This is a genomic window from Myxococcus sp. MxC21-1 (genome assembly GCF_032612255.1).
Lineage (GTDB): Bacteria > Myxococcota > Myxococcia > Myxococcales > Myxococcaceae > Myxococcus > Myxococcus virescens.
This window is the reverse complement of sequence record NZ_CP123278.1, coordinates 4,199,407-4,215,204: the sequence shown is the minus strand read 5'-3', so window position 1 is coordinate 4,215,204 and position 15,798 is coordinate 4,199,407. Positions and strand designations below refer to the sequence as shown.

Sequence of the window (15,798 nt, the reverse complement as noted above, 5' to 3'; positions counted from 1 at the left end):
TCGGTGTGAAGCGTCACGTTACAAACGGCGTTCAGGACCCATGGGCAGGTGGGGCAAGCCCCCACCATCCACAGATTGACGCTCCAAGATGGTCTCGACCTCACGGAGCTGCTGATGACGATGTCCTGGCGTGCGACCCCGGTGCTGCTGACCCTTCTGGCTGCCTGTGAGCCGCCACCGGTGGACGACACGCTCCCGTCATCCAATGAAGCGCCCGCGCGGCGGCCCGCGGACCACCGAATGTGGGAGCCCTGTGGGACCAGCGTGCGCAGGCTCGCGGACATCCACCCCGGCCCCCAGGAGGCAGCCATCCATGAACGCCTCCACGGGGATGGCTTGCTCTTCTTCACCGCGAATGACGGTCAACACGGCGCCGAGCTTTGGACGAGCAGCGGCACGCAGGGCGAAGGAACCCGGCTGCTCCGGGACATCGCGCCGGGACCGGAGGGCTCCAACCCCACCGACCTCACACGCGTGGGAGACCGGCTCTTCTTCATCGCGGACGATGGGGTGAATGGCCGCGCCCTGTGGACCAGCGACGGCACGTCCGAAGGTACGTCCCTGGTGAAGCGCGTGCTTCCCATTGGCGCCGGACTGGGAGAGGGGCAGACGCTGGTCGCGTACCAGGGCCGGCTCTACTTCTCCGCCGCCGCGCCGGGTGGCGCGCACGGCAACGAGCTGTGGACCAGCGATGGCACGGACGCGGGCACCCATGAGGTCGCGGACCTCGTCCCTGGCGAGGACAGTTCCTTCCCTCGCCGCTTCGCCGTTCACGACGGCTCTCTCTACTTCGTCATCAGCGTGGGCGAAGAGAACTGGCTCGTGCGAAGTGAAGGCGGCGCGGCCTTCACGCCCCTCCTCAAGGTCTTCGAGGACACGGTCATCTTCCGCATGAAGTCCGTGGGCGGAAGGCTCTTCTTCCTGGTGGACCCCGACGAAGGCGAGGCCACGCTCTACGTCACTGATGGCACGGCGGCGGGCACACGCCGCCTGCGCTTCTTTCCGGGCCGGTATCCGCACGATCTGGTGGCGTTCCAGGGCCGGCTCTATTTCAGCGCGGGCTCGGACGCGCCGGAGGGCGAGGAACTGTGGGTCAGCGACGGCACGGTGTCCGGCACGCGGCGGGTGAAGGACCTCCGGCCCGGAGCAGAGGGCTCGGCGCCGGCGTTCCTGGCCGTGCTTGGAGATCACCTCTACTTCGCGGCGGATGACGGCCGGCACGGCCGCGAGCTGTGGGTGAGCGATGGCACGTCGAAAGGAACGAAGCTCTTCGCGGACCTGGTGCCCGGGACGGAGGGCGCATCTCCTACCGAGGTGACTGCCTTCCAGGGCTGGCTCTTCTTCGGCGCGACGACGGGGCATGGCGCGGAGCCCTGGGTGAGCAACGGCACTGTATCCGGCACCCAGAAGCTCGACGCGGGGACAGCGCGAGACCCACGCGCCTTCATCCGCTCCGGCTGGGACGTGTTCTTCACCGCCGAGGACGAAGCCAGCGGGCGCGAGCTCTACGCCCTGCCCTTCCGCCCCTCCAGCGAGTGCAATCAGATGAAACCCTAAGCCCACACGGAGATGGCGTTCGCCCCCGTCTGGCTTTGGTGAACAGGTCACGGAGCTGTGGGTCAGCGACGGCACCTCCGTGGGAACCCGCCTGGTGAAGGACATCCTCCCGGGCACGGAAGCGGCGTTGCCGCGGCATCTGACTGCCGCGGCGGGCATCCTCATCACCTGCGGCAGGTGGGCGTCTACGGGGACGACTTCAGCGCCATCGTCTCCGCGATCACGTCAACCGCTGGCGCCCTGAGGATGGAGTGGTGGTCACCGGAGAGTTCGTGCACCTCCACCCCTCCTGCCGCCAGCGCGCCCCAGCCGCCATCCGCGCCCGTGGGTACGTGCGTCTCGCTCGCGCGCAGCAGCGTGACGCGGCCACCGTAGCGTCCCGGTTGATAATCCCAGAGGGCGCGGAGGTTGCTCTCGTAGACACGGTACAGCGCGTGGAGTTGTTCGGAGCCAACGCCCTGAGCCAGAACGCCGGTGCGCCGCCCCAGCTCCAACAGGCGGCCCAGCAGTGTAGCCTCGTCCGCGGGATGCGCATCCGCCATCAACTCCGAGACGGGCAGGCCCAGGAGCTGGCCCGTGAACTCCACGAACCGGGCGGCAATCCACTCCGCGCCCACAGGTTCCGCTGTCCGCTGATCGAAGGCATAGGCGTCGATGAGCGTCACCTGCTCCACCTGCTCCCCCTGCTGCTCCAACTGCCGCGCCATTTCGAAGGCCACCACACCTCCCAAGGACCACCCCGCCAGCCGGTATGGCCCGCTGGCCTGGACGCCGCGCATGGCCTCCACATAGGTGGAGGCCATCGCCTCCACGGTCGCCAGCGGCGCCCGCTCGCCTTCGAGGCCCGGGGCCTGGAACGCGTAGAACGGTTGGTCCGGCCCCAGGCGCCGCGACAGTTCCAGGTACGGCAGGACGTTGCCGCTGACTGGGTGGACGCAGAAGACGGGCCGCTGCGAACCGCCATTCTGAATCGGCACCAGCGGGGACACGTGCCCGGGTGTCTGCCGGAGCCGAGAAGCCAGCTCCGCCAGCGTCCCCGCCTGGAACAGTGAAACCACGGGCAGGCTGCGTCCCAGGCGCTCGCGGATGAGCGACACCATCCGCATGGCCAGGAGCGAGTGCCCTCCCAGCTCGAAGAAGTCGGAGTGGATGCCAATGGGGCCGGTGCCCAGCAACTCCTCCCAGATGCGCGTGAGCAGGAGCTCCAGCGCATCCCGAGGCGCCACATAGGCCCGCGTCGACTCCGGACGGAGTGCGTCCGGAGCCGGGAGCGCCTTTCGGTCCACCTTGCCGTTGGGCGTCAGCGGCAGCGAGGCCAGCACCATCACCGCCGAGGGCACCATGAAGTCCGGCAGCCCTTCCTTCACGAAGCGCCGAAGCGCCGTGGCATCGGGCACCCTGTCCGGCTGCGGCACGATGTACGCCACCAGGCGCCGTCCTTCGCTCCCGTCGTCGCGCACGAGCACCACGGCCTCGCGCACGTCTGGATGCCTACGCAACACGGCCTCGATTTCGCCCAGCTCGATTCGGAAGCCACGCACCTTCACCTGCTGGTCGATTCGGCCCAGGTACTGCAGCACGCCGTCCGGCAACCACCGCACGCGATCTCCGGTGCGGTACAGCCGCGCTCCGGGCCGCGGACTGAACGCGTCGGGAACGAAGCGTTCGGCGGTCAACTCGGGCCGGTCGACATACCCTCGGGCAAGCCCAGCCCCGCCCAGGTACAGCTCGCCCGCCACGCCCTGAGGCACGGGTTGACCGAGCGCATCCAGCACGTACGCGCGAGTCCCCTCAATCGGCCGCCCCACGGTGGGCTCCCGCGTGGCGCCGCGAGGGGCCATGGTCCAGGTCGAGTACGTCGTGTCCTCGGTGGGGCCGTAGAGGTTGAGTACGCGCTGCACACCGGGTGCGGACTGGTGGATGGCTTCCACCAGGGATTGGGCCAGCGGTTCTCCCGCCAGGTTCACCGTGCGCACCGAGTCCGGCACGGCATGGGCGCGCACCAACTCCGCCATCGCGGAGGGCACCGTGTTGACGAGCGTCACCCGCCGGGCCCCCGGGAGCGACGGCAACTCCAAGGCATTGCGAGCGATGACCACGGCCCCGCCACGGATGAGCGGCGCGAACATCTCGAACACGGACAGGTCGAAGTTCAGCGACGTGGAGGCGAGGACCCCCACCAGCTCGTCCGATGAGAAGGCCCGCGTCGTCCAGCGCAGGAAGGCCACGGCGCTGCGATGCGCCAGGGCCACGCCCTTCGGCCGGCCCGTGCTGCCCGACGTGAACAGCACGTAGGCCAGATGGTCCGGAGCGGACCTGGGCACCGGCGCAGCCTCGGCTTCCGCCACGAACCCATTCGCATCATCGAGCGCCAACCGGGCCACGTCCCCGTGGGGCAGCGCGTCGAGCAGCGCGCGCTGGCCCACCAGGACGCGAGGCTGGGAGTCCTCGATCATGAAGGCCAGCCGCTGACTCGGGTATGCCGGGTCCAACGGGACGTACGCGCCACCCGCCTTGAGGATGCCGAGCACCGCGATCAGCAGGTCCGCATTGCGCTCCGCACAGAGGCCCACGCGGACCTCCGGCCCGACGCCCAGCGTGCGGAGCTTCCGCGCCAGCCGGTCCGACCGCTGCATGAGCTCGCGGTACGTGAGCACTTCGTCACCAGCCACCACCGCCACGGCGTCGGGAGTGGCAGCCGCCTGCCGTTCGACCAGGGCGTGGATGCTCGCCTCCTCGACGTCGCCGGAGCCGGTGTCATTCCACTCCACCAGCAACCGCCGCTGTTCATCCGCGCCCAACAAGGGCAGCGCGTACACGGACCGGTCCGGCTCCGTCACGGCACCTTCAAGCAGCGTCTTCAGGTGGGCCACAAGTCGCGCTGCAGTCGCGGGCTCGAAGAGGACGGTGCTGTACTCCAGTCCACCGGAGAAGCCGTCCTTGCCTTCCACGAAGCCGAGCGAGAGGTCGAACCGCGACACCCGGTGCTCCACGGCGACGTGCTTCATCCCCGTGCCGGCCTGCGCGTCCCCCCCAGCATCTGGTGTGCTGTCGAAGGTGAGCATGACCTGGAACAGCGGCGAATGACTGAGGCTGCGCTCCGGACGCAGCGCCTCGACGAGCTTCTCGAAAGGCACGTCCTGGTGCGCGTAGGCGCCAAGCGTGACCTCCCGCACCCGAGCCAGCAGCTCACGGAAGGACGGGCTCCCCTCCAGCCGGGTTCTGAGCACCAGCGTGTTCACGAAGAAGCCGATGAGCCCCTCCGTCTCCGCGCGAGTGCGTCCGGCGATGGGCGAACCGACACTCACGTCGTCCTGCCCTGAGTAACGCGCCAGCACGGCCTGGAACGCCGCCAGCAGCACCATGAACGGCGTGACGCCTTCACGGCGGGCGAGTGCATGCACCGCCTCGGACAGCTCACGGCCCAACGCAAAGGGCACGTACGCCCCTTCCAGGGACTGAACTGCCGGACGCGGCCTGTCCGTGGGCAGCTCCAGCAACCGGGGCGCGCCATCCAGGCGCTGCTTCCAGTAGCCGAGCTGCGCGTCCAGGACGTCCCCCTGGAGCCACTCGCGCTGCCAGACCGCGTAGTCCGCGTACTGAAGCGGCAGCTCCGGCAGGTGCGACGGTTGCCCCTGGGAGAAGGACGCATAGAGCTCGGTCAGCTCGCGAACCAGGAGCCCCATGGACCAACCGTCCGAGACGATGTGGTGCATCACCAGCACCAACACATGGTCCTGCTCCGACAGCGCGAGCAAGGCGATCCGCAGCAGCGGACCGCTTTCCAGGTCGAACGGGCGCTGTGACGCCTCTTGCGCGATCCGCTGCGCCTCCTCTTCCCTCCGCGCCGCTGGCAGCGAGCGCAGGTCCACGATGTCGAGCCGCGCGCCGCCCCGTGGGTCGATAACCTGTATTGGCGAACCGCCCTCGGTCCGGAACGTGGTGCGCAGCGCCTCGTGACGATGGACCAGTGCGTCGAAGCTCTGCTTCAGCGCGGGAATGTTCAAGGCGCCCGTCAACCGCACCGACGCCGGGACGTTGTAGACGGTGCTGTCAGGCTCCAGCTGCGCGAGGAACCACAAGCGCTGCTGGGCGAATGACAGGGGAAGCGCCCTGTCGCGAGGAACCCGTACCAACGGTGGTGGCTGCGCGCCACCATCTGTTTTCGAAGTGTGGTCCAGCCGCTGGGCGAGCTTCTCCACTGTGGGACACTCGAAGATGTCTCGAAGGGGGAGCTCTACTTGGAGTTCCTCCCGCACACGCGACACCAACTGCGTTGCCAGCAAAGAGTGTCCGCCCAGTTCGAAGAAGTCTCCGTCGAGCCCGACCCGCTCGACCTTCAGGACATCGACGAAGATTGCGGCCAACGTCTTTTCGGTCGCAGTTCGAGGCGCCACATATTTCTCGCTCGCCGTGCCCTCTGTGTCCGGCGCGGGCAGTGCCTTGCGGTCCACCTTGCCGTTCGGCGTCAGCGGCAGCGACTCCAGCACCACGTACGCTGACGGCACCATGTACTCCGGTAGTCGCTGCTTCACGTGGCTCCGCAGTGCGCTGGACTCCAGTTCCGCGCCCTCTTGCGCCGTCACGTAGGCCACCAACCGCTTGCCTTCGCCTCCATCCTCCCGCGCCACCACCACGGCTTCGTTAACACCGCCGTGCTGGGCCAGCGCGGCTTCCACTTCACCCAGCTCGATGCGGTAACCGCGCACCTTCACCTGCGTGTCCGCTCGGCCCAGGAACTCCAACGTCCCGTTCCCCAGCCACCGCACCACATCCCCCGTGCGGTACAGCCGCTCTCCCTCACCGAATGGGCTTGGTACGAAGCGCTCCGCCGTCAGCTCCGGGCGTCCCACGTACCCCACTGCCAGCCCGTCTCCGCCCACGTACAGCTCACCCGGCACCCCCACCGGCACTGGACGCATCGCCCCGTCCAGCACGTAGGCCACCGTGTTCTTCACCGGGCGGCCGATGGACACCGAGGCACCTACCTCCTCCGGCCTCTCCATTCGGTACGTGCTGGAGAACGTTGTGTTCTCCGTCGGGCCGTACCCGTTGATGAGCAGGCCACCTGCCGCCAGTCGTTCCTTCACGCGCAACGCCGGCAAGGCGTCGCCACCCGCGAGCAACTGGCGGACACTGGCCAGCGCCTTCGGCTGCCGCGCTTGCATTTGCTCGAAGAGCGCCGCTGTCAGCCATAGTGACGTCACGCCTGACGACTCCAGCTTCCGGCCCAATTCTTCCAGCGACGGCGTTCCCGCCGGGTACACCACCAACTTCGCGCCGTGCAGCAGCGCGCCCCACAGCTCCAGCGTCGATGCATCGAAGGAGATGGGCGCCAGTTGCAGCCACACCTCCTCAGGCCCGAAGTGCGCGAAGTCCGTCCCCAGCACCAGGCGTGACACCGCTCGGTGCGGTACGCCCACGCCCTTCGGCTTCCCCGTGCTCCCTGACGTGAACATCACGTACGCCAGGTTTCCACCGCCCACGTTGGCAGTCGGCGCGGTTTGCGGATGCTGGGCAATCAGCGTGTCCCACTCCGTGTCCACGCACACCACCAGCTCGCCACCCGCGGCCACCTCGTCCGCCAGCTTCTCCTGCGCCACCAGCACCGGGACGCCAGCCTCCGCCTTCATCCACGCCAGTCGCTCCAGCGGGTAGCTGGCATCCAGCGGCACGTACACGCCCCCTGCCTTCAGGATGCCCAGCACGCTCACCACCAGCTCCAGTGAGCGCTCCACGCACAACCCCACCCGCACCTCGGGCCCAACGCCCATGCCCTTCAGGTGGTGCGCCAGCTGGTTGGCACGTCGGTTCAACTCCGCGTACGTCAACCGCCGGTCCTCGTACTCCACCGCCACTGCGTCCGGCGTCCGCTGAACCTGCGCCTCGAAGAGGGCACTCAGGCTGGCATCGCGCGGATACGTCGAAGCCGTCCCGCGCCACTCCTTCACCAGCCGCTGCCGCTCCTCACTCCCCATCAGCGGCAGCTCGGCCAGCCGCGTCTCCGGCTCAGCGACGGCGGCCTCCAACAGCACCCTCAGATGCCCTAGCAGCCGCTCCATCGTCTCGGCGTCGAACAGGTCGCTGTTGAACTCCAACGCGCCCGTCAGTCCACCTGCGCTCGACGCTCCCAAGCCGAGCGTCAAGTCGAACTTCGACGTCTTCCCAGTCGACTCCGCTGCCTCCAACTTCAATCCAGGCAGGCTTACCGCGCCTCCCGGAGTGTTCTGCAGCACCAACATCACCTGGAACAGCGGGCTGCGGCTCAGGTCCCGCTCGGGCTGCAGCTCCTCCACCAGCCTCTCGAATGGCACGTCCTGGTGCGCGTACGCACCCAGCGTCACTTCGCGCACCTGCGTCAGCAACTCACGGAAGCTGGGATTGCCATCCAGCCGTGTCCGCAGCACGAGCGTGTTCACGAAGAAGCCAATCAACGCCTCCGTCTCGGCTCGCGTGCGATTGGCGATGGGGGAGCCTACAGAGATGTCGTCCTGGCGCGCATGGCGCGACAGCACCACCTGGAAGGCCGCCAGCAGCACCATGAAGGGCGTCGCGTTCTCCCGCTGCGCCAGCCCCTTCACGCCCTCCCATAGATCCTTCGGCCACTCCAGCCCTCTCGTATCCCCTCGGTACGTCTGGACCGCCGGCCTCACCTTGTCCGTCGGCAACTCCAGCGCCGCTGGCGCACCCGCTAGCTGCTTCCTCCAGTACCCCAGCTGCTCTTCCAGCACCTCGCCCTTCAGCCACCCTCGCTGCCACACCGCGTAGTCCGCGTACTGCACCTCCAGCTCCGCCAGCGGTGACTCGCGCCCCTGCGAGTACGCCTCGTACAGAGCCACCAACTCCCTCACCAGCACGCCCATCGACCAGCCGTCCGACACGATGTGGTGCATCACCAGCACCAGCACGTGCGCTTCTTCCCCCTCCTTCAGCAGCGTCGCCCTCAGCAGCGGGCCCGTCTCCAGGTTGAACGGACGAAGTGTTTGAAGTTCCGTTCGACGCTGGACCTCCAAGGTCTTCTCCGTGCCCTGGAGTGCACTCAGGTCCACGAACTCCAACGCGCCCCTTCCTGCGGGAGAGATGACCTGGGTGGGAACGCCTGCCTCGGAACGGAAGGTCGTGCGCAGCGCCTCATGACGGAGAACCAGTGAATGGAAGCTCCGTTCCAGCGCTGCAACATCAAGGGCCCCCGAGAGCTTTACTGCCACGGGTACGTTGTAGAAGGCACTGTCGGGGTCAAGTTGGTGGAGGAACCACAGCCGTTGCTGCGCGAACGACAGAGGAAGCGCGCCGTCGCGTGAGGCGCGAACCAGCGGAGGGCCTCTCAACCCAGCAGCGACTCCCGAGGCACTCTCCAGCCACCTCGCCAGTGTCTCAACCGACCGGGACTCGAAAACTGTCCTGAGTGGTAGTTCAACCAGGAAGGCCTCGCGCACGCGCGACACCAACTGCGTGGCCAGCAGCGAGTGGCCACCCAGCTCGAAGAAGTCTTCGTCGATGCTGACGCGCTCGACGTTCAGCACCTCGGCGAAGATGGACGCCAGCTTCTCCTCAGTCGCCGTGCGAGGCGCCTCGAAGTGCGCTGCCTTCGAGCCTTGTGCCTCTGGAGCGGGCAGTGCCTTGCGGTCCACCTTTCCGTTCGGCGTCAGCGGCAGTGACTCCAGCACCACGTACGCTGACGGCACCATGTACTCCGGTAGCCGCTGCTTCACGTGGCTCCGCAGTGCGCTGGACTCCAGTTCCACGCCCTCTTGCGCCGTCACGTAGGCCACCAACCGCTTGCCTTCGCCCCCATCCTCCCGCGCCACCACCACGGCTTCGTTGACGCCACTGTGTTGGGCCAGCACCGCTTCCACTTCACCCAACTCGATGCGGTAGCCGCGCACCTTCACCTGCGTGTCCGCTCGGCCCAGGAACTCCAGCGTCCCGTTCCCCAGCCACCGCACCACGTCCCCCGTGCGGTACAGCCGCTCTCCTTCGCCGTACGGATTCGGTACGAAGCGCTCCGCCGTCAACTCTGGGCGTCCCACGTAACCCACTGCCAGCCCGTCTCCGCCCACGTACAGCTCACCCGGCACCCCCACCGGCACTGGACGCATCGCCCCGTCCAGCACGTAGGCCACCGTGTTCTTCACCGGGCGGCCAATGGGCACCGAGGCACCTACTTCCTCTGGCCTCCCCATTCGGTACGTGCTGGAGAATGTCGTGTTCTCCGTCGGACCGTACCCGTTGATGAGCACACCGCCCGCTTCCAGCCGCTCCTTCACGCGGGACACCGGCAGCGCGTCACCACCTGCCAGCAGCTGACGGACGCTGGCCAGCGCCTTCGGCTGCCGTGCCTGCATCTGCTCGAAGAGCGCCGCTGTCAGCCATAGCGACGTCACGCCTGAAGGCTCCAGCTTCCGGCCCAGCTCCTCCAACGTCGGTGTCCCCGCCGGGTACACCACCAGCTTCGCGCCGTGCAGCAGCGCGCCCCACACTTCCAACGTCGATGCGTCGAAGGAGATGGGCGCCAGTTGCAGCCACACCTCCTCAGGCCCGAAGTGCGCGAAGTCCGTCCCCAGCACGAGGCGAGACACCGCTCGATGCGGTACGCCCACTCCCTTTGGCCTCCCCGTACTCCCTGACGTGAACATCACGTACGCCAGGTTGCCTCCACCCACATGGGCGCTCAGCGTGGTAGCCGGCTGCATGGAGATCTGCGTGTCCCACTCCGTGTCCACGCACACCCTGGACTTGGTGTCATCGAGCCCCATGGACTCGAGCAGCTTCTGCTGTCCCACCAGCAGCGTGACGCCTGCTTCTTGCTTCATCCATGTCAGGCGCTCCAGCGGATAGCTGGCATCCAAAGGCACGTAAACGCCTCCCGCCTTCAGGATGCCCAGCACGCTCACCACCAACTCCAGCGAGCGCTCCACGCACAACCCCACCCGCACCTCGGGCCCCACGCCCATGCTTCTCAGGTGGTGTGCCAGCTGGTTGGAGCGTCGGTTCAGCTCCGCGTACGTCAGCCGCCGGTCTTCATACTCGACCGCCACCGCGTCCGGCGTCCGCTGCGCCTGTGCGTCGAACAACTGCGCCAACGATGCTTCTCGTGGGTAATGCGCAGTCGCCCCGCTCCACGCATTCACCAGTCGCTGCTGCTCTTCACGTCCCATCAGCGGCAGCTCGGCCAGCCGCGTCTCAGGCCGAGCGACGGCTGCATCCAACAACACCCGCAGATGCTCCAGCAGCCGCTCCATCGTCTCGGCTTCAAACAGATCGCTGTTGAACTCGAGGCCTCCAGAAAGGCCCTCATCCGTCTCACTCAACCCGAGCGTCAAATCGAACTTCGACGTCTTCGCAGACGACTCGGCTGCCTCCAGCTTCAGCCCTGGCAGGCTCACCGCCCCTCCCGGCGCGTTCTGCAGCACCAACATCACCTGGAACAGCGGGCTGCGGCTCATGTCCCGCTCCGGCTGCAGCTCCTCCACCAACCGCTCGAAGGGCACTTCCTGGTGCGCGTACGCGCCCAACGTCACTTCACGTACCTGCGCCAGCAGCTCCCGGAAACTCAATGCCGCAGACACCTTCGTCCGCAGCACCAGCGTATTGACGAAGAAGCCAATCAGCCCCTCCGTCTCAGCCCTCGTCCGGTTCGCTATCGCCGTCCCGACGCACACGTCTTCCTGCCTCGCGTACCTCGACAGCACCACCTGGAAGGCCGCCAGCAGCACCATGAAGGGCGTCGCGTTCTCCCGCTGCGCCAGCCCCTTCACGCCCTCCCACAGCTCCTTCGGCCACTCCAACCCTCTCGTATCCCCTCGGTACGTCTGGACCGCCGGCCTCACCTTGTCCGTCGGCAACTCCAGCGCCGCTGGCGCACCCGCTAGCTGCTTCCTCCAGTACCCCAGCTGCTCTTCCAGCACCTCACCCTTCAGCCACCCTCGCTGCCACACCGCGTAGTCCGCGTACTGCACCTCCAGCTCCGCCAGCGGTGACTCGCGCCCCTTCGAGTACGCCTCGTACAGGGATACCAGCTCCCTCACCAGCACGCCCATCGACCAGCCGTCCGACACGATGTGGTGCATCACCAGCACCAGCACGTGCGCTTCCTCTCCCTCCTTCAGCAGCGTCGCCCTCAGCAATGGGCCCGTCTCCAGATTGAACGGGCGAAGCGCCTCTCGCTCCACGAGGCGTTTTGTCTCCAACCCTCCTTCACCGTCGTCCGAAGCTCCGCGCGCCAATACTTCCAACCGGGTCGATGCAGTGTCGGAGACAATCTGGACAGGCATCCCGTCCTGAGCACGGAAGGTGGTTCGCAACGATTCATGTCGGCGGACCAACTCATCGAAGCTACGGCGCAACGCTGCAATGTCGAGGACGCCTGTGAGCCTCACTGCGACTGGCACGTTGTAGAAGGCGCTGCCAGGCTCCAGTTGATCGAGGAACCACAGTCGCTGCTGAGCGAACGATAGCGGCAATGCCCCCTGGCGCGGTGCCCGCATCAGTGGTGGCGCCTGGGGCATCAAGCCCCCCACCTGTGCGTGTCCTAGCCGGAGGGCCAGTTTCTCCACCGTCGGAGATTCGAAGACGTCCCTCAGGGGGAGTTCCACCTGAAAGGACTCGCGGACGCGCGAGACCAGCTGCGTGGCCAGCAGCGAGTGGCCACCCAGCTCGAAGAAGTCTTCGTCGACGCTGACTCGCTCGACGTTCAGCACCTCGGCGAAGATGGACGCCAGCTTCTCCTCAGTCACCGTGCGAGGCGCCTCGAAGTGCGCAGCCTTCGAGCCTTGTGCCTCTGGAACAGGCAGCGCCTTGCTGTCCACCTTTCCGTTCGGCGTCAGCGGCAACGACTCCAGCACCACATACGCCGACGGCACCATGTACTCCGGTAGCCTCTGCTTCACGTGACTTCGCAGTGCACCCGTGTCCAGCGAGGCAGCCTCCCGTGCCGTCACGTAGGCCACCAACCGCTTGCCTTCGCCCCCATCCTCCCGCGCCACCACCACGGCTTCGTTGACGCCACCGTACTGGGCCAGCGCTGCTTCCACTTCACCCAGCTCGATGCGGTAACCCCGCACCTTCACCTGCGTGTCCGCTCGGCCCAGGAACTCCAACGTCCCGTTCCCCAGCCACCGCACCACATCCCCCGTGCGGTACAGCCGCTCTCCTTCGCCGAATGGGCTTGGTACGAAGCGCTCCGCCGTCAGCTCCGGGCGTCCCACGTAGCCCACTGCCAACCCGTCTCCGCCCACGTACAGCTCACCCGGCACCCCCACCGGCACCGGGCGCATCCCCACGTCCAGCACGTAGGCCACCGTGTTCTTCACCGGCCGGCCAATGGGCACCGAGGCACCTACTTCCTCCGGCCTCTCCATTCGGTACGTGCTGGAGAACGTCGTGTTCTCCGTCGGGCCGTACCCGTTGATGAGCACACCGCCCGCATCCAACCGCTCCTTCACGCGCAACACCGGCAGCGCGTCGCCGCCCGCCAGCAACTGGCGGACGCGGGCCAGGGCCTTCGGCTGCCTCGCCTGCATCTGCTCGAAGAGCGCCGCTGTCAGCCACAGCGACGTCACGCCTGACGACTCCAGCTTGCCGCCCAGTTCCTCTAGTGACGGCGTCCCAGCTGGGTACAACACCAGCTTCGCGCCGTGCAGCAGTGCGCCCCATACCTCCAGCGTCGATGCATCGAAGGAGATAGGCGCCAGTTGCAACCACACCTCTTCGGGCCCGAAGTGCGCGAAGTCCGTCCCCAGCACCAAGCGAGACACCGCTCGATGCGGTACGCCCACGCCCTTCGGCTTCCCCGTGCTCCCTGACGTGAACATCACGTACGCCAGGTTGCCCCCACCCACATGCGTGCTCGGTGCGACCTCCGGTTGCAGGGCAATTTGCGTGTCCCACTCCGTGTCCACGCACACCACCAGCTCGCCACCCGCGGCCACCTCATCCGCGAGCTTCTCCTGCGCCACCAGCACCGCGACGCCCGCCTCTTGCTTCATCCACGCCAGTCGCTCTAGCGGGTAGCTGGCATCCAAAGGCACGTACACGCCCCCTGCCTTCAGGATGCCCAGCACGCTCACCACCAACTCCAGTGAGCGCTCCACGCACAACCCCACCCGCACCTCGGGCCCCACACCCATGCTTCTCAGGTGGTGTGCCAACTGGTTGGAGCGCCGGTTCAACTCCGCGTACGTCAACCGCCGGTCCTCGTACTCCACCGCCACTGCGTCCGGCGTCCGCTGCGCCTGCTGCTCGAAGAGGACACTCAGGCTGGCATCGCGTGGGTACGTGGAAGCCGTCCCGCGCCACTCCTTCACCAACCGTTGCTGCTCCTCACCGCCCATCAGCGGCAGCTCGGCCAGCCGCGTCTCCGGCTCAGCGACGGCGGCCTCCAACAGCACCCTCAAGTGTCCGAGCATCCGGTCCATCGTCCCGGCCTCGAACAGGTCGCTGTTGTAGTTGACCATGGCCATGACGCCGTCCTTCACCTCCTCCATCACCAGAGACAGGTCGAACTTCGACGTCCGCCCCTCCGACTCCACACCGGAGAGCCTCAAGCCATCTCCGAGCCTCACCTCCGTCACGGGCGTGTTCTGCAGCGTCAGCGTCACCTGGAACAGCGGACTGCGACTCAGGTCACGCTCGGGCTGAAGCTCCTCCACCAGCTTTTCGAACGGCACGTCCTGGTGCGCATACGCACCCAGCGTCACCTCTCGCACCTGAGCGAGCAGCTCACGGAAGCTCGATTCCGGAGACACCTTCGTCCGCAGCACCAGCATGTTCGTGAAGAAGCCGATCAGCCCTTCCGTCTCACCTTGCGTGCGCCCTGCGATGGGCGACCCCACGCACACGTCGTCTTGTCTCGCGTAGCGGGCCAGCACCACCTGGAAGGCCGCCAGCAGCACCATGAACGGCGTTGCTCCTTCGCGCTGTGCCAGGGCCTTCACCCGCTCCCACAAGGCCAGGGGCCAGGACTGGTCGAGATGTGCTCCTCGGAAGCTCTGCGCCGCGGGCCGCGGTTTATCCGTCGGCAGCTCCAGCGATTGGGGTGCCCCCTTCAGCTGCCGCTTCCAGTATGCGAGTTGCGACTCCAGCACCTCGCCCTTCAGCCACTCCCGCTGCCACAGCGCGTAGTCCGGGTACTGCACTGCCAGTTCCGGTAGCGGTGAGGGACGCCCCTGCAAGAACGCCTCGTAGAGTGCAGTTACATCCCGCACGAGGACGCCCATGGACCACCCATCAGACACGATGTGGTGTGTCACGAGGATCAGCACGTGCTCCTGCTCGGACAGCTTCAGGAGCGTCACGCGCAGCAACGGGCCACGTTCGAGATCGAACCGCTGGTGAGCCTCCTGTTCGACCAGACGAGTGACTTCCGCCGTGCGCGCGGCCTCCGCCGATGACTCCAGCCCCATGCTTCGGAAGGCCAGCACCGGCTCGGCTGTGATGATTTGAACGGGTTTTCCATCGCGAGTGCTGAACGTCGTCCGCAGCGACTCGTGGCGCCGCACGAGCTCCACGAAGCTCCGCTCGAGCACCTCGGCATGGAGCAGCCCCTCGACCCGAAGGACGGCCGGCACATTGTAGGAGGCGCTCCCTCGCTCCATCTGGTCCAGGAGCCATAGCCGCTGCTGCGCGAACGACGGAGGCAACACCCAGCTCCCATCCGCTCGTGGCGTCAGGGGCGGAGCGGTGATCGACGCTCCCGTACGAATTGCTTGGTCTACCCGCTCGGACAGGAGCGACAGCGTGGGAGCCTCGAACAATTCACGGAGCGGGAGCTCGATTCGGAACGTGCTCCGAATCCGCGACACCATCTGTGTTGCCAACAATGAGTGGCCCCCCAGCTCGAAGAAATTGTCCTTCGAACCCACCCGCTCCACACCCAGCACCTGCGAGAAGATCCCAGCGAGCAGTTCCTCTGTGGGAGTGCGCGGCGCCACATAATCGGAACCAGGCGTGCCAAGCATCGCCACAGGAGCAGGCAGCGCCTTGCGGTCCACCTTGCCGTTGGGCGTCAGCGGCAGCGACTCCAGCACCACGTACGCCGACGGCACCATGTACTCCGGTAGCCGCTGCTTCATGTGACTTCTTAGCGCGCTTGCCTCCAGGCTCGTGCCCGTGCGCGCTGTCACATACGCCACCAGTCGCTTGCCTTCGTTCCAGTCCTCGCGTGCCACCACCACGGCTTCGTTGACACCACCGTGCTGGGCCAGTACCGCTTCCACTTCGCCCAACTCGATGCGGTACCCA

1 protein-coding gene and 2 pseudogenes (1 of these 3 only partly in view) are annotated in these 15,798 nt (G+C 66.9%); 1 reads left to right on the top strand and 2 read right to left on the bottom strand.

Annotated elements, in window-relative coordinates; translation table 11 throughout:
• The first annotated feature begins 75 nt into the window (after positions 1-75).
• Complete coding sequence (locus tag QEG98_RS19140) at positions 76-1,557, top strand: ELWxxDGT repeat protein (protein ID WP_316567633.1); 1,482 nt, start codon at positions 76-78, stop codon at positions 1,555-1,557.
• A gap of 185 nt (positions 1,558-1,742) precedes the next feature.
• On the opposite strand, the pseudogene QEG98_RS19135 reads toward QEG98_RS19140, so the two are convergent.
• Positions 1,743-5,867 (bottom strand): annotated as a pseudogene (locus QEG98_RS19135) (amino acid adenylation domain-containing protein); the annotation flags it as partial.
• A gap of 186 nt (positions 5,868-6,053) precedes the next feature.
• Positions 6,054-15,798: pseudogene (locus tag QEG98_RS19130) on the bottom strand (non-ribosomal peptide synthetase) (its annotated part continues 21,772 nt past the right edge of the window); the annotation flags it as partial.